Origin of the sequence: Pseudonocardia sp. CA-142604, from assembly GCF_050948475.1 — a bacterium.
In the GTDB taxonomy this organism is placed as follows: domain Bacteria; phylum Actinomycetota; class Actinomycetes; order Mycobacteriales; family Pseudonocardiaceae; genus Pseudonocardia; species Pseudonocardia alaniniphila.
This window is the reverse complement of record NZ_CP192045.1, coordinates 723177-744806: the sequence shown is the minus strand read 5'-3', so window position 1 is coordinate 744806 and position 21630 is coordinate 723177. Positions and strand designations below refer to the sequence as shown.

Genomic DNA, 21630 nt, shown 5'->3' with positions numbered 1-21630 from the left:
GGATAGCCGGCCATGGATGCGGCATAAATCTGCAGAAACTGCGGTGCGCGGGGTGGGAATCGTCCAGATCGGCGCGGACTACGGCGTGGCTCGCCGGATCGCGAGCCAGCCTCCGCCTCCGAGCACGATCGCGATCACCAGCGGGTAGACCACCAGCAGCAAAAAGATCGACTGGTCGGTGAAGAACGAGCCGACCACGGGCCACCAGCGCTGCCAGGTGACGACGATCGCGACGCCGGCCAGCACCAGCACCGTGCCGACGGCCAGCGCGTAGACGCCGGGCTGGCCCCATCGCTTGAAGACCACGCCGATGAACACGCCGATCGTGGAGAGCGCCACGAACGGAACGGTGTACACGAGCCATTGTGCAAGCAGGTTGTCCTGAACCAGGAACGGGAGGGCGAAGAACTTGACGTTGACCCCCCACCCACCGGTCGCTGTCTCGATGCGCCCCATGATCAGCAGAAGCAGACCGAAGAGCACCGACTGCGTCCCGACCACGAGTCCCGTGCCGGCATAGAAGGCCCGCCGGGTGACGCTGAGGCCGAGGGCGAAAGGAAACACCTGCGTCATCGTCTGTAGGTGCGCCATCAGCATCACCATGTAGATCGACAGCACTGCCCCCGTGGTGCGGCCTTCCGGCGGCGTCACGTCCCCGATGGCCGCGAAAAGCCCCACGTTGAGTACCAACACCAAGAGGAGCAGCAGCGGCGGAAAGGCGAAGATCCAGAACCAGTTGACCGTCTGGATGCGTGCGACGTCGAACACCCGCTTCATCGGGCACCCCCTTCTCCGGCGCCGGCACCCACCGGCTGCCCGTTGCGCGGAACGTTCTGCTGCGTCGTGCGGACCACGAGCTGCTGCAGCGACACCGGCTCGAAGTCGAGGCCGCCCACGCTCGGACGGTCGGGAATGCCGGAGACCGTGGCGCGCAGGAAGCCGCCCACCTCCTCGCGGTGGAGCACGGTGCGCCCGGCGACGAACGACTCGACGGAGGCGCGCGGCCCGGTGACGGTGACCGCGCGGGAGCGCAGCGTCTCGGCGTCCTCGTCGATGAGAATCCGCCCCTTGTCGATCAGGACGACGTGCTCGATGAGATCACTGACCTCGTCGATCAGGTGCGTGGACAGCACGACGGTGCGAGGGTGCTCGGCGTAGTCGGCGAGCAGCCGGTCGTAGAACATCTGCCGCGCCACGGCGTCGAGGCCGAGGTAGGGCTCGTCGAAGAACGTCAGCGGGGCGCGCGAGGCCAGCCCGATGATCACCCCGACGGCCGACAGCATCCCGCGCGAGAGCTTCTTGATCGTACGGTTGCCCGGCAGGGCGAAGTCGGCCATCAGCTCGGCGGCGAATGCGGCGTCCCAGTTCGGGAAGAGCAGCTCCGCGGCGCGAATGGCGTGCTTGACGCGGAAGGTGTCGGGATACTTCTGGCTCTCCTTGATGAAACACACACGGTTCAGCACTGTGGCGTTCTCGTAGGGATGCTGTCCGAAGACCTCCACCGTGCCGCTGGTCTCGAAAGCCTGGCCCGTGAGGATCTGCATCACCGTGGTCTTGCCGGCTCCGTTGCGCCCGAGCAGGCCGTGAATCTGATTCTCGGCCAGCTCCACACTCACCCCGTCCAGCGCGGTGACCTGGCCGTACCGCTTGGTGACGCCATTCATGCTGATGACGCTCATCGCTCGCCCTCGCTGCGCTCGGCCGGCCCATCAGGAGACGTCACCGTGCGCGGGCGCTGTGACACTGATTCGCTCGCAAGCTCGCTCATCCCTGGTCCCCCCAGACATCGATCATCTTCTTGATCTGCTCGGCGTCGATGCCGAGCTTGCGGGCCTCCACCAGCAGCGGGGCCAGGTATTGACGCGCGAAGTCCTCGCGGCGGCGCTCCAGCAACTGCGTCCGGGCCCCGGTCGCGACGAACATTCCGATTCCTCGTCTCTTGTAGAGCAGCCCGTCCGCCACCAGTTGGTTGACGCCCTTGGCTGCCGTGGCCGGGTTGATCCGGTGGAAGGCCGCCAGATCGTTGGTCGAAGGCACCTGTGCTTCCTCGGCCAGTGATCCGTCGACGATCAAGCTCTCGATCTGCTCGGCGATCTGCGCGAACAGCGGCCGCCCGTCGTCCTTCACGCCGACCACCGACCTCGTCGGTCCGTCGGTTCATTACTCATGTAGCTAACCATGACGGTAACGGGGCGCCTTGTCAATCGAGAACATGAGAGATCAGCGGCGCGGCCGGACCCGCAGCCGCCGCGGGCCCCTGACTTGCTAGGAGCGTCCGTCCCGCCGCACACCGACCACCGAGCACCCGGCGGCGAGCGCCGCAGTGAGCAGGGCGTCGCCATGGTGGACGGGCACCCGCACGACGAGCCAGCCCGGTCCGGTGCGGCAGTCGTCCACCGGCGGAAGGCGGCTCAGGACGTCGGCCGCGCCGTCGGGACAGAGCAGCTCCACCACCGTGTGCCCGATCGCGTGTACGTCGCTCTCGGCCGTGGCCGGGCTCAGCATGCCGTCGGCGAGACGCAGCACCGTGGCCGCGGGCAGCGCGCCCGCACGTCCCGTGTGGTCGGCGACGAGCATTCCGGCACCGCGGGCGAGCTCGGCGCCGAGCCGGGCGTCGAGCGCCGCGGCCGCCGACGCGTCCAGGTTCGACCACGGCTCGTCGAGCACCAGAAGCTCTGCACGGCACGTCAGGGCTTGAGTGAGGCCCACCTTCTGCGCGTTGCCCGTGGAGAGCCGGGCGACCGGAGCGTCCAGGTCGCCGGTGAAGCGGAGGGCGTCGAGCAGCTCGTCGGCGTCGCGTGCGGCGTCCTCGGGGCGAGTACCGTGCAGCGCCGCCATGTGGCGCAGGTACGCCCGGACGGGCATCCGCGGGGATGCCGGGAAGGCGCCGGGCAGGAACCCGACGACCTTCGGCCGGCCCGAGACCGTTCCCGCTGTCGGGGCGGCGCACCCGGCGACGATCCGCAGGAGCGTGGACTTGCCGGTGCCGTTGCCGCCGACGACCGCCACGGGGCGCCCCGGCGTCAACTCGAGGTCGACGCCGGCGAGGACCTCGAGCCTGCCGCGGTAGCGCTTGCGGACACCGGCAAGACGGATCATGTGCGTTCAGATGTCCGCACGCCGCTCCACGAACGTCTGTGCCACCTTGGTGAGCTTCATGTTCAGCGACTGCGAGGCCGAGCGCAGCAGGTCGAACGCCTCGTCTGCGGAGATCTTGCGGCGCTCCATGAGAATGCCCTTGGCCTGGCCGATGATGTCGCGCGTGTTCAGGGCCTCACGCAGCTGGGCGGCCTCCAGGTCGGCGGCCGTGCACGCCAGCGTGGCCGCGAGTGCTGTGGAGGCGTGCGCCGCCAGCACGAGCGCGATCTCCCGGTCCTGCTCGTCGAGGCCACCGACCTCGTGCGAGTAGATGTTCAGCGCGCCCATCCGCGGAGCGTCGCCGCCGTGGGGGAACATGCCCACCGCGAGGATGCTGCCCACACCCATGCCGACGGCGGCGCGCCCGAACCGCGGGAACTCGGGGCAGTCGCCGAGGTCGGAGCAGTAGGTCATCCCGAGCCCGGCCATCCGGGTGGCCTCCACGCACGGACCCTCGTCGAGGCGGTACTGCACCTCGTCGAGCTCGGTGGCCAGCGGATCGGTCTCGACAGGCGTGTGGAAGCCGCCCGGCGCCCGCAGCGTGACGCTGACGAGGTCGGCACCCTGCACCGCGGATCGAGCAGCCTCCACCACTCGCTGCAGCACACCGTGCACCGACGCCTCGCCCACGAGCTTCGCGGCGAGATCCACGAACTCTCGCGCGAGCGGGCCCGCGTCCGCGAGGTCCGCGGAACCGTCCGAACCGCCGGCGGCGAACCGCTTCCGATCCTCGGCCCACTCCTGCTCCGTCGTCACGTCCACCTCGATCATCCGGCTGGCTGCCGGCCCGAAACGGCAACCGGCGCGGAAGCTTGACCCAGAGCGCGGTGGCAGGGCAAGCCGGGGGGCAGAGTGGCCGACATTCGGACGCACCTGCGCCGCCGAACGGTCGAACATGCTGGTCAGGAAACGAGGGCACGGGCGCGAATCCGACGCACCACGAGGATCACCAACCCGACGACGAGGAGCCCGAGCACCACGTAGCCGATCGGCCCGAGCCAGCCCTCCACGTGGTCCCAGTTCTCGCCCAGCACCCACCCGAGCCCGATGAACACCGCGTTCCACACCCCGCTGCCGATCGCCGTGAGCAGCACAAATCTGCCCAACGGCATGCCGGAGACGCCTGCGGGAATCGACACGATGCTGCGCACGAGCGGGACGCACCGGGCGAGCAGCACCACCTTGCCCCCGTGCCGCTCGAACAGCTGGTGCCCGCGCTCGATGTCCTTCCGGCTCGCGAGCACGAACCAGCGACGGTCGGCCAGGCGGTGGAGACGGTCGTAACCGAGCCAGGCGCCGAGGCCGTAGAGCACCAGCGCCCCCAGCACCGAACCGGCGGTCGCCGCAGGCCACACGGTGAGGACGCTCAGCGCTCCGGTGCGCGCGCGGAACCCCGCCAGGGGAAGGATGACCTCGGACGGGATCGGCGGAATCAGGTTCTCCAGCAGGATGAGGAGCCCCACACCGACTGCCCCGAGACGGTCGACGATCCCGAACACCCAGTCGGCCACATGTCCATGATGCCCGATAGATCCCACTTCAACCGTCCGCGCGAGGGCCGTCCACCCGGCCGTGCCACACCGAGCGGATCTCGTCGCGAGCGCCATACTTCTGCGCGTGAGCGTGCGGACAGTCGGTGTCGAGGAGGAGTTCCTGCTGGTCGACCCGGAGACCGGTCGGCCGCGCGCGGTCGGCAATGTGGCGCTCGCCGTCACCGACTCCGACGAGGACGAGCTGACCGGCGAGCTGCACCGCGAGCAGCTGGAGACCGGCACGAAGCCCTGCCACACCCTCGACCAGCTGGGGGCGGAGCTGCGCTCGGCCAGGGTGACCGCCGCGAGCGCGGCAGGTGACGTCGGGGTGGCTCTCGCCGCGCTGGCCACATCCCCGCTTCCGGTGGAACCGACCGTCTCCCCGTCGCGCCGCTACGAGGAGATGGCCCGCCGCTTCGGACGTACCGCCTACGAGCAGCTCACCTGCGGGTGTCACGTCCATGTGGCGATCGAGTCCGCGGAGGAGGGCGTCGCCGTCCTGGACCGGATCCGGCCCTGGCTGGCCCCGCTCATCGCGGTGAGCGCGAACTCTCCGTTCTGGCTCGGCGAGGACTCCGGCTACGCCAGCTACCGCAGCCAGGTCTGGCAGCGGTGGCCGTCGGCGGGCCCGTACGGGCCGTTCGGCTCCGTTGCCGCCTACCGGCAGTTCGTCGACTCGGTGCTCGCCACCGGGACGGTGCTGGACGAGGGGATGCTCTACCTCGACGCCCGCCTGTCGCGGCAACACCCGACCGTCGAGATACGCGTGGCCGACGTGTGCCCGGAACCCGACGACGCCGTGCTGGTCGCGGCGCTCACGCGCGCGCTCGTCCAGACCGCGATAGGAGCGTGGCGGGCGGGCGAGGAGCCCGACCCGGTGCGCACCGAGGTGCTCCGGCTCGCCGCGTGGCGGGCCGGACGCTCCGGGATGGAGGGCGACCTGCTCGACCCGGGAACCTGGCGCCCCGCTCCCGCCGCCGACGTGGTCGGACGGCTGATCGAGCACGTGCGACCGGCACTGGTGGACGCAGGCGACCACCACACGGTGCACAAGCTCCTGAAAGGCCTGCTGGATCGGGGCACAGGCGCGAGGAGACAACGCGAGGTACTGGAGCGCACCGGCGACCTCGCTGCCGTCGTATCCGATGCAACGAGCGGCACTCTGCCCCATTAGGTTCGGGCGAGAGTGCCGCTCGTTCGACGCGTCAGGCGGCGTCGGCCGTCCGCTTGCGGAGGCTCTCCGGCACCTGGAAGCGCTCGCCGTACTTGCGTGCGAACTCATCAGCCCGCGCGACGAAGCCGGCCACGCCACCCGGGTAGCCCTCGACGTACTGCACGACCCCGCCCGTCCAGGCAGGGAAACCGATGCCGAAGATCGCGCCGATGTTGGCGTCGGGCACCGAGGTGAGCACGCCCTCGTCAAGGCACTTCTGAGTCTCGATCGCCTCGACGAAGAGCATCCGCTCGGCGAGCTCGTGCAGGTCGACGTCGTGGTTCGTCGCCCCGAGCTCGGTACGCAGACCCGGCCACAGCCGCACCCGCTTGCCCTCGGCGTACTCGTAGAAGCCCGCACCCGAGCTCTTGCCCTTGCGGTCGAACTCCCCGACCAGCCGGTCGATCACGGCCTCGGCCGGGTGCCCCTTCCACGTGCCGCCCGCAGCCTCGAACGCGGCGCGCGACTCGTTGCGGATCTTCTGCGGAAGCGTGAGCGTCAGCTCGTCCATCAGCTGGAGCACCGGGGCCGGGTAGCCGGCCTGCGCCGACGCCTGCTCGATCGTCTGCGGGTCGATGCCCTCACCGAGCATCGCCACGCCCTCGTTGAGGAAGGTGCCGATCACGCGGCTGGTGAAGAACCCGCGGCTGTCGTTGACGACGATCGGGGTCTTCTTCAGCCCGATCGTGACGTCGAACGCCTTGGCGAGCGTGGCGTCGGACGTGCGCTCGCCACGGATGATCTCGACGAGCGGCATCTTGTCCACCGGGGAGAAGAAGTGCAGCCCGATGAAGTCGCCCGGGCGGTCGACACCCGCGGCGAGCTCGGTGATCGGCAGCGTCGAGGTGTTGGAGCACAGCAGCGCGTCGGGCTCGATGTACTTGGCGGCCTCGCGGAAGACCTCCTGCTTGAGCTGCACCGACTCGAACACCGCCTCGATCACGATGTCGCAGCCCGCGAGGTCGTTGTAGTCGCCGGTCGGGGTGATGCGCTGCAACAGCGCCTCACCCTTCTCCAGGGTGGTCTTCCCGCGCTTGACGCCCTTGGCGACGAGGCCCTCGGAGTAGGTCTTGCCCTTCTCCGCCGCCTCCAGCGAGACGTCCTTGAGCACGACCTCCCAGCCCGAGAGCGCGCAGGAGTACGCGATGCCCGCGCCCATCATCCCGGCGCCGAGCACCGCGACCTTGCGCGGCTGCCACTTGTCGTAGCCCTCGGGACGGGACTTCCCGCCGTTGATGGCCTGCAGGTCGTAGAAGAACGCCTTGGTCATGTTCTTCGAAACCTGACCGGTGACCAGCTCGACGAAGTAGCGCGCCTCGATGCGGAAGGCGGTATCGATGTCGACCTGCGTGCTCTCCACCGCCGCGGCGAGGATGTTGCGCGGGGCCGGCATCGGGGCGCCCTTGAGCTGCTTGCGCAGGTTGGCGGGGAACGCCGGGAGCATCGCGGCGAGCTTCGGTGTGGCCGGGGTGCCGCCGGGCACCTTGTACCCCGGCTTGTCCCACGGCTGTGCGGCGTCGGGGTTGGCGGCGATCCAAGCCCGCGCCTTGTCGAGCATCTCCTCGTGGCCGGAGGCGAGCTCGTCGATGATGCCGATCTCGACCGCGGCAGCGGGCTTGTGCCGCTGGCCCTGCGCAAGCACCTTCATGAAGCCGTCGGCGATGCCGAGCATCCGGGTGATCCGCACGACCCCGCCGCCACCGGGCAGCAGGCCGAGCGTCACCTCGGGCAGCCCGTAGACCACCTTGGGGGCGTCGAGCCCGATGCGGTGGTGGCAGGCCAGCCCGATCTCCAGGCCACCGCCGAGGGCGGTGCCGTTCATCGCCGCCACCACCGGACGGCCGAGTGTCTCCAGCCTGCGGAGCTGCTTCTTGACGGTCATGGAGTTCTCCATGACCGCCCCGGCGTCGGCCTCTGTGGCCTTGCTCATCGAGTCGAGGTCGCCGCCTGCGAAGAACGTCTTCTTCGCCGACGTGATGATCACGCCGGTGATGTTCTCCTTGTCGGCGACGAGCGCGTCGACACACGCGCCCATCGCCGCGACGTACCGCTCGTTCATCGTGTTGGCGCTGCGGCCGGGGTCGTCGAGGGTGACGACGACGATCCCGTCCTCGCCGCGCTCCCAGCGGACGGCCTGTGGCTCGGTCACGGTTGCAGGTTCCCTTCTCAGGAGATGCGCTCGACGACAGTGGCGATACCCATGCCGCCGCCGACACACAGCGTGGCCAGGCCGTAGCGGAGATCCCGGCGCTCGAGCTCGTCGACGAGCGTGCCGAGGATCATCGCGCCGGTGGCACCCAGCGGGTGGCCCATGGCGATCGCGCCACCGTTGACGTTGACCTTGTCGTGCGGGAGGTCGAGATCGCGCATGAACCGCAGCGCGACGGCCGCGAACGCCTCGTTGATCTCGAACAGGTCGATGTCCTCGACGCTCAGGCCGGCCTTCGCCAGCGCCTTGCGGCTGGCCGGCGCCGGGCCGGTGAGCATGATCGTGGGGTCGGCTCCGGACAACGCGGTGGAGACGATGCGGGCACGCGGAGTGAGCCCTGCGGCCTTGCCGGCGGCCTCGGTGCCGATGAGGCACAGCGCAGCGCCGTCGACGATGCCCGAGGAGTTGCCGGCGTGGTGGACGTGGTTGATCTTCTCGACCCAGTGGTAGCGCTGCAGCGCCACGGCGTCGAACCCGCCGGCATCGCCGATCATCGCGAACGACGGCTGCAGGCCCGCGAGGCTCTCCAATGTGGAGCCTGCCCGGATGTGCTCGTCGCGGTCCAGCACGGTGACGCCGTTGCGGTCCTTCACCGGCACCACCGAGCGGGCGAAGTAGCCGTTGGCCCACGCCTTGGCCGCGCGGGTCTGCGACTCGACCGCGAAGGTGTCGACGTCCTCGCGGGAGAAGCCTTCGAGCGTGGCGATGAGGTCGGCGCCGATCCCCTGCGGCACGAAGCCCGTGTCGTAGCTGGTCTCGGGGTCCATCGCCCAGGCGCCGCCGTCGGAGCCCATGGGCACCCGCGACATGGCCTCCACGCCGCCGGCGAGGACCATGTCCTCCATCCCGGAGCGCACCTTCTGCGCCGCGACGTTGACGGCCTCGAGGCCCGAGGCACAGAAGCGGTTGAGCTGCACCCCCGCCACGGTGTGCGGCAGCCCGGCCGTGATCGCCGCGGCCTTGGCGATGTCGCCGCCCTGGTCGCCGATCGGCGACACGACGCCGAGCACGACGTCGTCGACGGTGGACGGGTCCAGATCCGGGAACCGGTTCCTGAGCTCGTGGATCAGGCCGACGACCAGTGAGATGGGCTTGACCTCGTACAGGGAACCGGATGCCTTGCCGCGGCCGCGCGGCGTGCGGACGGCGTCATAGATGTACGCCTCGGGGATCTCGCTCATGCGAACCTCTCATCGACGGCCGAGCTCATTTCCACTTTTGTTACAGTAGCACTGTCACATAGGTCAAGCCGTGACGTAATGTGACGCCATGGTGGCCACCTTCGGTCCTGATCAGGGCGATCTCATGACCATCGACCAGCTGGCCGAGCGCTCGGGAATCACGGTGCGCAACATCCGGTTCTACGCCGGGCGCGGGCTGATCCCGCCGCCGCAGCTGCGCGGGCGCACCGGGCTGTACGGGCCCGACCACCTGGCCCGGTTGGAGCTGGTGAGCGAGCTGTCCGCGCTGGGGTTCACGCTCTCGGCCATCGAGGGCCACCTGGAACGCCTGCCGGCGAGGGCGGGCGCGGCCGAGCTCGCCCTGCAGCGCGCCCTGCTGGCTCCCTGGGTGCCCGAGGAGATCGAGGAGATCGATCGCGCCGAGCTGGACCGCCGCGCCGGGCGCACCTTGTCCCACGACGAGCTCGCAACGCTCGTGGAACTCGGCGCCGTCACCCCGCTCGACGACGGCCGGGTGCGGCTGCACGGCACCACCGTGCTCGGCATCGGGGTCGCCGTGCTCGATTCCGGGCTGCCCACCGAGCTCTGGGAGCACGTTCACCAGCTGATCGAGCAACACACCACGGCCCTCGCCGAGGACCTGATGAAGCTGTTCCAGGACGAGATACTGCAGCCCTACCGCGACCGCGGCCGTCCGGCGGACGAACGCAGCCGGCTCGCCGCCGCCCTCTCACAGCTCAAACCCCTCACCATGCGCGGTGTCATGACGGCGTTCGGACGGGCGGTCAACAAGACGATCCGCGAGCGCATCGGGTAATCCCTCGGGCCATGGACGATGATCGGGCCGCACACCACGCCATCGCTCATGACGACGAGAGGAAGGACGGACGATGAGCCGTAATCCGTACGACGAACTGCCCGAGGTCGGGTCGTTCACGGTGACGAGCAGCGACGTCACCGACGGTCAGGCGCTCGACAACGCCCAGCTCAGCGGGATCATGGGAGCCGGTGGCCAGGACGTCTCGCCACAGCTGGAGTGGAGTGGGTTCCCGGAGGGCACCCGTTCCTTCGCCGTCACGGTGTACGACCCCGACGCCCCCACCGCCTCCGGCTTCTGGCACTGGGCGGTGCTCGACATCCCCGCGTCGGTCACCTCGATCCCGAGCGGCGCAGGCGACGACAACGGCTCCGGTCTGCCCGACGGGGCCATCCAGCTGGCCAACGACGCCGGCGCGAAGCGCTTCATCGGCGCGGCCCCGCCGCCCGGACACGGCCCGCACCACTACTACGTCGCCGTGCACGCCGTGGACGTCGACAGCCTGGGCGTCCCGGAGGGCGCCACTCCCGCGTTCCTCGGCTTCAACCTGTTCAGCCACACGCTCGCCCGCGCCGTGATCGTCGGGACCCACGAGAACAAGGGCTGAGGTGGGCGAGCTCTTCAGCCACCCCGTCGCGGTCCGCTACCTGGAGGTCGACGCCCAGGGCGTGGTCTTCAATTCCTGGTACCTCGCGTACTTCGACGACGCGATGACCGCGTTCCTCAAGGCGCGGGGCCTCCCCTACAGCACGATGGTGGAGGCCGGCTACGACGTGCAGCTCGTGCGCTCGGAGATCGACTGGCGCTCCGGCGTGCGCTGGCAGGACGAGATCGAGGTGGTCGTGGCCACCGCGCGCATCGGGCGCACCAGCTTCGCCCTGGACTTCGAGGTGCGCCGGGACGGCAGCGAGGTCACCTGCACGGGCCGCACCGTCTACGTGGTGATCGCCACGGACGGCTCGGGGAAGCGGGAGATCCCCGCGCTGATCGCCGACGCGCTGGGCGAGCCCGCACCGTTGCGCGCCTGACGCGCGTCAGGGCAGCTCGTAGTCGAACGTGTAGGTGTGCTCCCCTTCGGGAGTCTTGACGATCGAGAGCTCGCCGCGAAGGCCCCTGAGGTCGCCGGTGGCGGAGTCGGGCACCACGTCCACGCGGAAGTCTCCGCCGCCGGCACTCCCGGCCGCCGAGTGTCGGAACACGAAGGTGCCCTTGCGGCCGTCGATCTCGCCGCGCACCCGCTCGATGCCGACGTAGGCCGCCGAGCCCTCCTGCGCAAACGCCTGCAGCAGCTCCGCGTCGCTCGTGCCGGCGATGCCGCCCTCGAACGTCTTCGAGTTGCTCACCCGCACCAGCTTCGCGCCATCGGCGTCGTCGATGACCTCTTCGTCCCAGCGCGTGAGGTCGAACCGTCCGCTCGTGCTCGTCATGCCGCGATCATGCCCACCGTGTTCGCGTCGGGATTGGACGAACGCGACAGCCGCACGGTCAGTGTCGGGCACGGGGTATCGCAGCATCCGAGCGACCCCTCACGCTCGGGCGGCCGGACTGCCCCGTGCCCGACAAGCTCTCCTTCGCTGTCCCAGGCTGAGAGCGCAGCTCGGACCGACCCGGAAATGCGGTTGATCCATACGCCACCGTATGGTCTCACCGTACGCTAGCGTACGGAGGTGGCAGAGCGAAAGCGGCTGACCGCGGGTGACTGGACGGTGGCAGCACTCGACGCCCTCTCCGAAGGCGGGCTCGCCGCTGTGGCCGTGGAACCCATCGCCGTTCGCCTGGGCACCACGAAGGGCAGCTTCTATTGGCACTTCAGCAACCGGGACGCGCTGCTCGAGGCGGCGTTGCTGCGATGGGAGCGGGTCAACACCGAGGAGGTCATCACGCTCATCGATGCGGAGCCCGACCCGCACAGCAGGCTCCGCAAGCTCCTGGACCTGACACTGGCGCACCCCGCTGACCAGCCCGTCGACCGGGCGATGCTCACCCTCCAGGCCAACGCGAGCCACCCGCTGGTGGCGCCCGTGTTCGCCCGGGTCACCCGGCGGCGGATCGACTACATCACCGGGCTGTTCGCTGCCGCAGGCTTTCCGCCCGACCCGGCCCGCAGGCGAGGCTTTCTCGCCTACACGGCCTTCCTCGGGCACGTGCACCTGGCCTCCACCACCCCCGAGCTCGTTCCCCAAGGGGCCGACCGGCGCGACTACGTGGAATCGGTGGTCGCCACGCTCACCAGACCGTGACGACCCTCACTCACCCCCGCGTGACGGACTCCAGGTAGCGGGCCGTCCAGCCGTCGGCGGCGCGACGGCTCCACAGCTCCGTCACCGCCGCGGCCTCGTCGGCGTACCGGGAGGTGCGCTCCAGGGCGTCACGGCGCAGCTGCGCCTTCGTCAGCGCGAACGTGTCCGGTGGCACCTCCGTGGCCATCGCCCTCGCCGTGGCGACGGCCTGTGGGAGCACCTCCTCCGGCGGCAGCACGCGGTCGACTAGCCCCATGGCCAGCGCTTCGGCCGGCGAGTAGGTCAGGGCACCGATCGTCAGCCTGCGCGCCGCCACGTCGCCAACGGTGTGGCGCAGCACCTCGATCGCGATCCGCGGGAACGGTGGGCCCACCCGGGCCTCAGGCACCCCGATCCGCCCGCCGCCCTCGGCCATGAGCCGGACGTCCGCGCAGGCGGCCAGCACGCAGCCCCCGGCGATCGCATGTCCGTTGAGCGCGGCGACCACGGGCTTCGGCAGCTCGAACACCGCCCGGAACGACTCGCACAACGCCGGCAGGAACCGCTCGACGTACGGCCCGCCACCGGCCAGGAACCGCTTCAGGTCGACACCTGCCGAAAAGGCGCGGCCCGTTCCGGTGACGACGACGGCCCGGACGGCGCTGGTGGCGAGGGCGCGGAACCGCTCCGCGATAGCGTCACACAGCTCGACATCCATCGCCCCGACCGGACCGTGGTCGAGCCGCAGTACCGCGACGCGAGCGTCACCGCTGCCGTCATCCTCCAGTTCGATCACGCCCGAAACCTACGCGCCGTCCCATCCCATGGCACGCTGCGCAGGAGACCGTCCAGAGCAGAGAGTCGAGGGAGAACATGTCGCAGAAGGTGCGCGGGGTCGTCGCTCGCAAGAAGGGCGAGCCGGTCTCGCTTGAGACGATCATCGTGCCGGATCCGGGCCCGGGTGAGGCCGTGGTGAAGGTGCAGGCCTGCGGCGTTTGCCACACCGACCTGCACTATCGCGAGGGCGGGATCAACGACGAGTTCCCGTTCCTCCTCGGCCACGAGGCGGCCGGGATCGTCGAGTCCGTGGGCGAGGGCGTCACCGACGTCGAGCCGGGGGACTTCGTGATCCTCAACTGGCGCGCCGTCGACGGCACCTGCCGTGCGTGCCGCCGCGGTGAACCCTGGTACTGCTTCTCCACCCACAACGCCTCCCAGAAGATGACGCTGGAGTCGGGCGAGGAGCTCACCCCCGCTCTCGGCATCGGCGCGTTCGTCGAGAAGACGCTGGTCCACGCCGGGCAGTGCACGAAGGTGAATCCTGCGGTCAAGCCGGAGGCGGCGGGCCTGCTGGGCTGCGGAGTGATGGCCGGCATCGGCGCCGCGATCAACACCGGCAAGGTCGGGCGCGGCGACTCGATCGCCGTCATCGGCTGCGGCGGCGTGGGCAACGCCGCGATCGCCGGTGCGAACCTGGCCGGAGCCAGCACGATCATCGCGATCGACGTCGACGACCGGAAGCTGCAGTGGGCGAAGGAGTTCGGCGCCACCCACACCATCAACTCGCGGCAGCAGGATCCGGTCGAGGGTGTGCAGGCGCTGACCGACGGCAACGGCGCGAACGTCGTGGTCGACGCGGTCGGCCGGCCCGAGACGTTCAAGCAGGCGTTCTACGCCCGCGACCTGGCCGGCACCGTCGTGCTCGTCGGCGTGCCGACGCCGGACATGACGATCGACCTGCCGCTGATCGACGTCTTCGGCCGCGGCGGAGCCACCAAGTCGTCGTGGTACGGCGACTGCCTGCCCAGCCGCGACTTCCCGATGCTCGTCGACCTGCACCTGCAGGGACGACTGCCGCTCGACAAGTTCGTCAGCGAGACGATCGGGCTCGAGGACGTCGAGGCCGCGTTCGAGAAGATGCACAAGGGCGAGGTGCTGCGATCGGTGGTCGTGCTGTGACGCCCCCCGGCCCGATCGACCACGTCGTCACATCCGGGACGTTCTCGCTGGACGGCGGCACGTGGGAGGTGGACAACAACGTCTGGATCGTCGGCGACGAGAACGAGGTGCTCGTCATCGACGCGGCCCACGACGAGGAGAAGATCGGAGCGGCCGTCGGCGGGCGGCGCGTTGTGGCCGTCGTGTGCACCCACGCCCACGACGACCACGTGAACCGGGCGCCCGCACTGGCCGACCGGTTCGCCGCCCCGATCCTGCTCAACCCGGCCGAGGCGCCGCTCTGGGAGATGACCCACCCGAACCGGGCGCCCGACCGGGAGCTCGCCGACGGTGACGTGCTGACCGCGGGCGGGGTGGAGCTGCGGGTGCTGCAGACGCCCGGGCACTCCCCCGGGTCGAGCTGCCTGTACGCGCCCGAGCTCGGCACCCTCTTCAGCGGCGACACCCTGTTCCAGGGCGGGCCGGGAGCGACCGGGCGGTCGTACTCCAGCTTCGACACGATCATCGAGTCGATCCGGGAGAAGCTGCTGACACTGCCCGGCGACACGGTCGTGCGCACCGGCCACGGCGACCCGACCACGATCGGCGAAGAGGCCCCCCACCTGGAGGAGTGGATCGCGCGGGGTCACTAGCCCACCCCGACCGTCGTCGCAGCCTGTCGTGCGACCTCGCAGCGTGTCGGCGCGCTGCGAGGTGACCACAGGTGCTGCGACGTGCGCAGAGTCCGATGTAGCACTCTAGTGCTACATTTGTTGCGTGGGTGACCCTGAGAGCATCGGCATCCGCGAGCTGCGTCAGCACGCCTCGCGGTACGTCGCCATGGCCAAGGCCGGGAAACGGGTGCCGGTCACGGTACGGGGCGAGCTGGTGGCGTATCTCGTACCGGCCGAGGAGCCGACCTCGATCCTCGACCGGCTGGAGGCGGCCGGGCAGCTGCGGCGAGGCCGCGGGAACCTGATGGCTCACATGCCACCGCCGCCGGCTCCGCCGGGCACTCCACCCCTGAGTCAGGTACTGCAGGAGATGCGCGACGAGGAACGCTGGTGATCTATCTGGACACCTCGGCATTCCTGAAATCGGTGTGGGAGGAGCGCGAATCCGCCGCGCTTCTGGACGCCATCGCGGACCGACCGACCATCTCGAGTGCCCTCCTCGCCATCGAAGCGCGACGCAGCACCGTGCGAGTTGACGCCGCGCTACTGCCGCGAACGGATCTCCTGCTCGGCGAGGTGACGCAGGTCGACCTGTCACCTGCGGTGCTCGAATCGGCAAGTCGTATGCCCGATCCCCGCCTGCGCACGCTCGACGCCATCCACCTCGCCACGGCGCTGCTCGTGCGGGAGGAACTCTCCGTCCTGCTGAGCTATGACGAGCGGCTCCTGGACGCGGCCGCGGCTCACGGGATCCCGACGGCAGCCCCGGCCTGACCAGTCACATACCGGGACGCCAGACCCGCTTCTCGGTGACGACAGCCGTGACCAGGTCGGCAGGCGTCACGTCGAACGCCGGGTTCCACGCCGCGCTGACCTCCGGGGCCATCTTCACGCCACCCACGACGAGAACCTCCTCGGCGGCCCGCTCCTCGATCTCGATGGCGGCGCCGTCGGGAGTGGCAGGGTCGAGCGTCGACTCCGGTGCCGCAACGACGAACGGGATGCCGGCCCGCGCCGCGGCCAGGGCCAGCGGGTAGGTGCCGATCTTGTTGGCGACGTCACCGTTGGCAGCTACCCGGTCGGCGCCGACGACGACCGCGTCCACGAGCCCGCGGGCGATGATCGAGGCGCCTGCCCCGTCCACCACCACCCGGAACGGCACCCCCATCGCCGCCAGCTCGACGGCGGTGATCCGCGAGCCCTGCAGGACCGGGCGGGTCTCGTCGGCGACGACGTTGGCGACCCGGCCCGCCTCGTGCAACGACCGCACCACGCCCAGGGCGGTGCCCCAGTCGACGCAGGCCAGTGCACCGGCGTTGCAGTGCGTGTGCAGGCGCAACGGCTCCGGGCCGCACAGTTCGGTGAGCAGCTCGGCGCCACGGGCACCGATGGCGCGGCAGGCTGCGATGTCCTCCTGGAGCACCGCTTGCGCTGCCGCGAGCACCGCCTCCGGGCCGTCGGCCGCGGCGGCCATGGCGCGCCGCACCCCCACCGCGAGGTTCGCTGCGGTCGGCCTCGCCGCGGAGAGCCGGGCCGCCACGGCCGCCAACTCGGCACCCGCAACGGACCTGGCCGCGAGCGCGACCCCGAGAGCCCCGGCCGCACCGAGCGCCGGGGCGCCACGCACGACGAGCCGGCGGATCGCGTCGACGAGCTCGTCGGCATCGTCGATGTACACGATCCGCAGCTCCGGTAGCGCTGTCTGGTCCACCAGCGCGATACGGCCGTCCACCCAGTCGATCGTCCGCGGCAGCACCGATCGAGCGTAACGGTCCACGGACGTGATCGGGTTACCGTCGAGAAGTGTCCTGGCCCGATGCCGACTTCCCTGCCGACCCCTACCCCGGCGCCGTCCCACCGTCCTCCTTCGTCCATCTCGACGAAGTCTCGTATCCGGTACGCCCTGATCCACGGGCCGGTTGGCTCGTCTCCACCGTCGGCGAGGCGCCACTCGACACATGGCTCGCCGGCCACGGCTGCGCGCCCGCCGCGGAGCGCGTGCCCGTGCTCACCTACGGCTCGAACCGCTGCCCGAGCAAGATCACGTGGTTGCGCCGCGAGCTCGGGCTCGGGCCCGACCCGGTGGTGGTCCTGCGCGCCCGCACCCGCGACGTCGCCGCTGTGTGGGCCGCCGGGCTCCGCCACCGCGACGGGCAGCGCCCCGCGGTGCTGGCGGCATCCCCGGGGACGGTCGAAGATCACGCTGTGTGGCTCGCCACGCCGGAGCAGATCGCGGTGCTCGACCGCTGCGAGGGCCGCGACGAGCGATTCCGCCTGGCCCGGCTGCGCACGGGCGAGGTGGACCTCGAGGACGGCACGCGCTTGGACGCCCCGTGGTGCTACCTCGGGCACGCCGCCATCCGCCGCCCGCTGCTCGTCGACGGGACGGCTGTGCGCTGCGCGGACGTGTCGCAGTTCGCTGCCCTCGATCTGACGGGGGACGCCGCTCCGGGCGACGGCCTCGACGCCTTCACGGTGCACGGCGAGCCGCACCCCGACGAGTGGCCTGCCGCGCTCTTCGCCTACGGCCTGCTGCAACCGGGCAACCCGTCGTGGGACCGCCTCGCCCCCCACGCGGCGGGCGACCCCGTGCGCGGCACTGTCAACGGCACCGTGCTCGACACCGGACGCGGCTTTCCGGCGCTGCTCCCGGGCACCGGCGACCGTGCTCCCGGCTGGCTCGTGCCACTGCGCGATCCGGTCGCCGCGTTCCCCGCCATCGACGAGTACGAGGGCCCCGAGTACCGGCGCATCCGGACAGCGGCGGGGCCGGAAGAGCGGTCCTGCTGGGTGTATGCGTGGCAGGCACCGTCCCACGGAATGCCCCGGCTCGCGGCGGGATGGCCTCCGAACGACTGACCTGTGGCCGCCGTCCGTCCTGCATCGACGATCCCTCCGGGCTAGCGTCGGGCGCCGTATGCGGATTTGGGCGGTGAACAATGAGTGACGACGAGCGACCGGATGTCGCCGATCAACCGGATGTACGGACGGTGCGGCGGGCCGTGGCCGGCGCGGCCATGGGCAACGCGGTGGAGTGGTTCGACTACGCCATCTACAGCTACCTCGTCACGAGCATCGGGCTGAACTTCTTCCCCGAGGCCAGCCCCGCGGCACAGACGATGCTGGTCTTCGCCGGTATCGCCATCCCGTTCGTGCTGCGCCCCTTCGGTGGGGTGTTCCTCGGCCCGCTCGGCGACAAGTTCGGCCGCCGCCGCGTACTGGCCGTCACGATCCTCATGATGTCGGGCTGCACGTTCTTCATCGGCCTCATTCCGAGCTACACCACGATCGGCATCGCGGCGCCCATCCTGTTGCTGCTCGCCCGGCTCATCCAGGGCTTCTCCACGGGCGGCGAGTACGGCGGCGCGGCGACGTTCATCGCGGAGTACGCGCCCGACCGCAAGCGCGGCTTCTACGGCAGCTTCCTCGAGTTCGGCACGCTCACCGGGTACGTGCTCGGCGCGGGCATCGCCACCACCGTCCAGCTCTCGCTGTCGGACGAGGCGCTGAACTCGTGGGGCTGGCGCATCCCGTTCCTGATCGCCGGACCGCTCGGCCTGATCGGGTTCTACCTGCGGAACCGGCTCGAGGACACCCCTGCATTCCGCAGCTGTGAGCGCGCGGGCGAGACCACCCAGGCGCCGTTCAGCGAGGTCCTCAGGACGTACTGGCCGCAGATCATCAACCTGATCGGCTTCGTGATCCTGCTCAACGTCGCCGACTACACGTTGCTGACCTACATGCCCACGTACCTGACTCAGGTGCTGGAGATCAGCGACACCGAGGCGTTGATCGTCATCATCGGCGTGATGATCGGGATGATGCTCGTGATCGCGCCGGTCGGCGCGTTGTCGGACCGGGTGGGCCGCAAGCCTCTGCTGCTCACCTCGGCGGTCGGGTTCCTGGTTCTCGCCTACCCGGCCATCGCGCTGGTGGGTATGCGCGACCCGCTCCCGGTGACGGGCGGAATGGTGATCCTCGCGGTGCTGCTGGTGCTGATGCTGGGCACGATCGGCTCGGCGCTGCCGGCGATGTTCCCCACGCGCAACCGGTACGGGGGCTTCTCCATCGGCTACTCGGTCTCCACGGCGTTGTTCGGCGGCACCGCCCCGCTGGTCATCACCGCCCTGATCGACCGCACCGGCAACACGGCCGTGCCGGCCTTCTACCTCATGGGCGCGGCGGCGGTCGCGATCATCCCGATCCTGCTCATGCCCGAGACCGCGCGTATCTCGATCAGCCACCCCACGCAGATCCCGGGCACGGAGCCCGCCGACTCGGGCAGCGCTCTCGTCCGGTGACGCCCCGAAGGCGCCGCTCGCACAGGGCGGCGTGCTTGGGTGACAGGTGTGGATCACACAATGGGCTCGCGGCTCAGCGCCGCACGTGTTCTCGTCACGGACGCCGCGCTCGCCGACGGGCATTCCCCCACCCTCGTTCCGGGCGTGTGGCTCCTGGCGGAGCACGGAACGGTGACCGGCCTGTGGACCGAGGGAGACCATCCGGATCCTCGATCACTCGGCGACGTCACGGTGATCGACGGCGCGGGCACGTCGATCGTGCCGGGCATGGTCGACTCCCACGCGCACGTGTCGATGCCCGGCGGGGCCCGCTGGATCGAACGCGGCGGGGACCCGCTGGACGAGCTGCTCGCGGTCGGTGAGGAGAACGCCGAGCTGATGCTGCGTGCCGGCATCCGATGGGCCCGGGACGTCGGCTCACCCCGCAGGCTCGACCCCGGGAGCGGCGACGAACGGGCCGTGAGCCTGCTCCTGCGCAACCGGTGGCAGGGCAGGCAGGATCGTCCGTACATCCGCGCGGCGGGCACCTGGGTCAGTCGCAAGGGCGCTCTGCCAGAGGGTCTGACCGTCGAGGTGGAGCACGGCGCCGACCTCGTCGGGGCGGTGCGGCAGCAGCTCGACGAGGGCGCCGACCTGGTCAAGCTGTACCTCGACGGGCCCGACCTCGATACTGCCCCGTTCACCGTCTCCGAGGTCGGCGCGGCGGTGCAGGTGGCCCACGATCGCGGTGCCACGGTCGCCGCCCACGCCACGGCTCTCTCCGGCAACCGCGTCGGCGCGGAGGCGGGGGTGGACAGCCTCGAACACGCCTACGAGCTCGACGACGACACGGTGGCCCTCATGAAGGCGGGCGGCGTCGCGATGGTCGCCACGCTCTCCGTGCTGTACTCCTGGTCGACCTTCGCGCAGACCACGGCCATCCCCCGGTTCACCGAGGCGGATGCACGCCGGAAGATCCAGGACCGCCAGGAGGTCGCACGGGCGAGCGTGCGGCTCGCCGACGCCGGCGGCGTCACGATCGCCGCGGGGTCCGACTTCGGGGGTGGCTCGTTGCGTGCCAACCAGCTCGCCTGGGAGGTGGAGGCGCTCGTCGCGGCAGGGGTCTCCCCGCAGACGGCGCTCGCGGCGGTGACGTGGCGCGGAGGCGACCTGCTCGGGATCCCTCACGCCGGGCGGCTCCGCGTCGGCGACCCCGCCCACTTCAGCCTCGTGCACGGCGACCCGCTGTCGGACCCGACCGCCCTCTGGCGGGTCTGGCTCACGCGATGACGGCAACGAGCGGTCTCCGGCGCTGCGGTCAGGCGCCTGCTGCCGCCGTGGCCGGGACGCTGCGGCCGATGCGGTACAGGCGCGCCGCGTTGCCGCCGAGCACCGCGCGCTTGGCGGCCGTGTCGAAGCGCGGGTAGCGATGGCGCAGCTCGTCGGGGAACCGGTACCCCGCGAGCTCGCGCACCAGCCGGCCCGGCCGCACCAGCGGGTACCCGCTGCCGAAGAGCAGCCGCTCCGGCCCGTACGCCGCGAGGAGCTGCCCGAACGCGTGGGCGAAGTCGAGTGAGTCGGTCCACGGCAGGATCTCGGTGAGCAGGACGTAGACGTTGGGCAGCTCCGCCAGCCGGCAGAGCCGGGGCCCGGGCAGGCACCCCGCGCCCAGCACGAACCGGATGTCCGGCAACGCCCGGGCCAGCTCCCGGAACTGCGCCACGTCGAACCCGGCGGGTGCCACCCGCTCGGCCGCTCTCGTCCGCGCCGGAAGGGCGGAGCCCGCCCGCACGGGCTCCGCCCATCCCGGCACCCGGGGCGGGCGGTCCCGCGCCACCCCGGGCGGTGATGTGGGGCCGCTGTCCTCGCGCCGCCACGGCGCGGGCAACGTCGAGGGCCCGACACCGATGTGCACGACGTCCGCCCCGGCCGCGCCGCACCGGGCGAGGGTGCGGCGCAGCCATGGGTCGCCCAGCCGTTGCCAGCCCGCAGGCCTGCGCCGTTCGCACAGCGTCAGCCCTCGCAGGTCGAACCGCCGCACCCGTGGACCGAGCCCGCGCGCCCCCGGCTGCCCGCCGCCGGGGTCGAGCTCACCGCTCAGTACGAACCGCCCGGGCATCCACCCGGCGACCTCCGCGTGCCACTCCAGCGGGCTGAAGCCCAGCACGAAAAGGTCGCCGAGCACCACGGGCTGCAGCACCGCCCGGTCGACGTAGCCGCCCTCGAAGACGTCACGCGTCAGGCTGTGCTCGGAGACGCGCTCGACGTCGTGGGGCGGCAGGCCCGCACCGTCGAGCTCACGGTGCCTGCGCAGCAGGTCCGTGGCATAAGCCTCGCCGTCGGGAATCGCCTGGTTGTGCGGGCTCGCGTCCCACACGTGCACCTGGGCGTCGATGACGAGGATCCGCTGGCCCCCGACGGTGAACATG

24 protein-coding genes are annotated in these 21630 nt (G+C 70.7%); 12 read left to right on the top strand and 12 right to left on the bottom strand.

What is annotated here, in order from left to right:
- Positions 1–78: 78 nt before the first annotated feature.
- From ACQPZQ_RS03575 to ACQPZQ_RS03550, 6 genes are all read right to left on the bottom strand, one after another.
- The gene (locus ACQPZQ_RS03575; RefSeq protein WP_433291999.1) at positions 79–777 is read right to left on the bottom strand and encodes a hypothetical protein; all 699 of its coding nucleotides are present in this window, start codon (positions 775–777) and stop codon (positions 79–81) included.
- The gene (locus ACQPZQ_RS03570) at positions 774–1679 is read right to left on the bottom strand and encodes an ABC transporter ATP-binding protein (protein ID WP_433291997.1); all 906 of its coding nucleotides are present in this window, start codon (positions 1677–1679) and stop codon (positions 774–776) included. Before ACQPZQ_RS03570 ends, ACQPZQ_RS03575 begins: the two co-directional genes overlap by 4 nt.
- Positions 1680–1764: 85 nt before the next feature.
- Positions 1765–2127 (bottom strand): GntR family transcriptional regulator, encoded by a 363-nt coding sequence (locus ACQPZQ_RS03565; RefSeq protein WP_433291995.1) that lies wholly within the window; start codon positions 2125–2127, stop codon positions 1765–1767.
- Positions 2128–2265: 138 nt separating this feature from the next.
- On the bottom strand, positions 2266–3099 hold the full coding sequence (locus tag ACQPZQ_RS03560) for an ATP-binding cassette domain-containing protein (protein ID WP_433291993.1): 834 nt from the start codon (positions 3097–3099) through the stop codon (positions 2266–2268).
- A gap of 6 nt (positions 3100–3105) precedes the next feature.
- Positions 3106–3894, bottom strand: a complete 789-nt coding sequence (locus ACQPZQ_RS03555; RefSeq protein WP_433291991.1) for a GAF and ANTAR domain-containing protein — start codon at positions 3892–3894, stop codon at positions 3106–3108.
- Between the two features lie 146 nt (positions 3895–4040).
- Positions 4041–4649, bottom strand: coding sequence for a DedA family protein (locus ACQPZQ_RS03550; RefSeq protein ID WP_433291989.1), 609 nt, complete (start codon positions 4647–4649; stop codon positions 4041–4043).
- 106 nt (positions 4650–4755) lie between these two features.
- On the opposite strand from ACQPZQ_RS03550, the gene ACQPZQ_RS03545 reads away from it, so the two are divergent.
- Complete coding sequence (locus tag ACQPZQ_RS03545; RefSeq protein WP_433291987.1) at positions 4756–5844, top strand: glutamate--cysteine ligase 2; 1089 nt, start codon at positions 4756–4758, stop codon at positions 5842–5844.
- Positions 5845–5875: 31 nt separating this feature from the next.
- On the opposite strand, the gene ACQPZQ_RS03540 is transcribed toward ACQPZQ_RS03545, so the two are convergent.
- Both ACQPZQ_RS03540 and ACQPZQ_RS03535 read right to left on the bottom strand, forming a co-directional pair.
- Positions 5876–8032, bottom strand: coding sequence for a 3-hydroxyacyl-CoA dehydrogenase NAD-binding domain-containing protein (locus ACQPZQ_RS03540; protein ID WP_433291985.1), 2157 nt, complete (start codon positions 8030–8032; stop codon positions 5876–5878).
- 17 nt (positions 8033–8049) lie between these two features.
- Entirely contained in the window at positions 8050–9273 is a 1224-nt protein-coding gene (locus ACQPZQ_RS03535) for an acetyl-CoA C-acetyltransferase (RefSeq protein ID WP_433291983.1), read from the bottom strand.
- A gap of 88 nt (positions 9274–9361) precedes the next feature.
- Here ACQPZQ_RS03535 and ACQPZQ_RS03530 point away from each other — a divergent pair, with 88 nt between their 5' ends.
- The 3 genes from ACQPZQ_RS03530 to ACQPZQ_RS03520 all read left to right on the top strand — a co-directional run bounded on the left by ACQPZQ_RS03530 (position 9362) and on the right by ACQPZQ_RS03520 (position 11118).
- Positions 9362–10090 carry a MerR family transcriptional regulator gene (locus ACQPZQ_RS03530; RefSeq protein WP_433291981.1) on the top strand — a complete coding sequence of 243 codons (729 nt, stop codon included), beginning with the start codon at positions 9362–9364 and terminating at the stop codon, positions 10088–10090.
- Between the two features lie 73 nt (positions 10091–10163).
- Complete coding sequence (locus tag ACQPZQ_RS03525) at positions 10164–10697, top strand: YbhB/YbcL family Raf kinase inhibitor-like protein (RefSeq protein WP_433291979.1); 534 nt, start codon at positions 10164–10166, stop codon at positions 10695–10697.
- A 1-nt stretch (position 10698) separates the two neighbouring features.
- Positions 10699–11118 (top strand): acyl-CoA thioesterase, encoded by a 420-nt coding sequence (locus tag ACQPZQ_RS03520; protein ID WP_433291977.1) that lies wholly within the window; start codon positions 10699–10701, stop codon positions 11116–11118.
- Positions 11119–11124: 6 nt separating this feature from the next.
- On the opposite strand, the gene ACQPZQ_RS03515 is transcribed toward ACQPZQ_RS03520, so the two are convergent.
- Positions 11125–11517, bottom strand: coding sequence for a DUF3224 domain-containing protein (locus ACQPZQ_RS03515; protein ID WP_433291975.1), 393 nt, complete (start codon positions 11515–11517; stop codon positions 11125–11127).
- 240 nt (positions 11518–11757) lie between these two features.
- Here ACQPZQ_RS03515 and ACQPZQ_RS03510 point away from each other — a divergent pair, with 240 nt between their 5' ends.
- The gene (locus ACQPZQ_RS03510) at positions 11758–12330 is read left to right on the top strand and encodes a TetR/AcrR family transcriptional regulator (RefSeq protein ID WP_433291973.1); all 573 of its coding nucleotides are present in this window, start codon (positions 11758–11760) and stop codon (positions 12328–12330) included.
- A gap of 10 nt (positions 12331–12340) precedes the next feature.
- Here ACQPZQ_RS03510 and ACQPZQ_RS03505 read toward each other — a convergent pair whose 3' ends face one another.
- Positions 12341–13105 (bottom strand): enoyl-CoA hydratase/isomerase family protein, encoded by a 765-nt coding sequence (locus tag ACQPZQ_RS03505; RefSeq protein ID WP_433291971.1) that lies wholly within the window; start codon positions 13103–13105, stop codon positions 12341–12343.
- Between the two features lie 77 nt (positions 13106–13182).
- Here ACQPZQ_RS03505 and ACQPZQ_RS03500 point away from each other — a divergent pair, with 77 nt between their 5' ends.
- From ACQPZQ_RS03500 to ACQPZQ_RS03485, 4 genes are all read left to right on the top strand, one after another.
- Complete coding sequence (locus ACQPZQ_RS03500) at positions 13183–14268, top strand: S-(hydroxymethyl)mycothiol dehydrogenase (protein ID WP_433291969.1); 1086 nt, start codon at positions 13183–13185, stop codon at positions 14266–14268.
- Positions 14265–14900, top strand: coding sequence for an MBL fold metallo-hydrolase (locus ACQPZQ_RS03495; RefSeq protein WP_433291967.1), 636 nt, complete (start codon positions 14265–14267; stop codon positions 14898–14900). Before ACQPZQ_RS03500 ends, ACQPZQ_RS03495 begins: the two co-directional genes overlap by 4 nt.
- Before the next feature lie 124 nt (positions 14901–15024).
- Positions 15025–15315 (top strand): type II toxin-antitoxin system Phd/YefM family antitoxin, encoded by a 291-nt coding sequence (locus ACQPZQ_RS03490; RefSeq protein ID WP_433291965.1) that lies wholly within the window; start codon positions 15025–15027, stop codon positions 15313–15315.
- Positions 15312–15695, top strand: coding sequence for a type II toxin-antitoxin system VapC family toxin (locus tag ACQPZQ_RS03485; RefSeq protein WP_433291963.1), 384 nt, complete (start codon positions 15312–15314; stop codon positions 15693–15695). Before ACQPZQ_RS03490 ends, ACQPZQ_RS03485 begins: the two co-directional genes overlap by 4 nt.
- Before the next feature lie 4 nt (positions 15696–15699).
- Here ACQPZQ_RS03485 and mtnA read toward each other — a convergent pair whose 3' ends face one another.
- The gene (mtnA, locus tag ACQPZQ_RS03480) at positions 15700–16674 is read right to left on the bottom strand and encodes an S-methyl-5-thioribose-1-phosphate isomerase (protein WP_433298988.1); all 975 of its coding nucleotides are present in this window, start codon (positions 16672–16674) and stop codon (positions 15700–15702) included.
- A gap of 50 nt (positions 16675–16724) precedes the next feature.
- Between mtnA and ACQPZQ_RS03475 the strand changes: the two genes are divergently transcribed.
- The 3 genes from ACQPZQ_RS03475 (at position 16725) to ACQPZQ_RS03465 (ending at position 20491) form a co-directional block, all read left to right on the top strand.
- Positions 16725–17780, top strand: a complete 1056-nt coding sequence (locus ACQPZQ_RS03475; RefSeq protein ID WP_433291961.1) for a gamma-glutamylcyclotransferase family protein — start codon at positions 16725–16727, stop codon at positions 17778–17780.
- Positions 17781–17860: 80 nt separating this feature from the next.
- Positions 17861–19222, top strand: coding sequence for an MFS transporter (locus ACQPZQ_RS03470; protein ID WP_433291959.1), 1362 nt, complete (start codon positions 17861–17863; stop codon positions 19220–19222).
- A gap of 48 nt (positions 19223–19270) precedes the next feature.
- The gene (locus tag ACQPZQ_RS03465) at positions 19271–20491 is read left to right on the top strand and encodes an amidohydrolase family protein (protein ID WP_433291957.1); all 1221 of its coding nucleotides are present in this window, start codon (positions 19271–19273) and stop codon (positions 20489–20491) included.
- A 28-nt stretch (positions 20492–20519) separates the two neighbouring features.
- Here ACQPZQ_RS03465 and ACQPZQ_RS03460 read toward each other — a convergent pair whose 3' ends face one another.
- Positions 20520–21629 carry an amidohydrolase family protein gene (locus ACQPZQ_RS03460; protein ID WP_433291955.1) on the bottom strand — a complete coding sequence of 370 codons (1110 nt, stop codon included), beginning with the start codon at positions 21627–21629 and terminating at the stop codon, positions 20520–20522.
- Position 21630 lies beyond the last annotated feature (1 nt).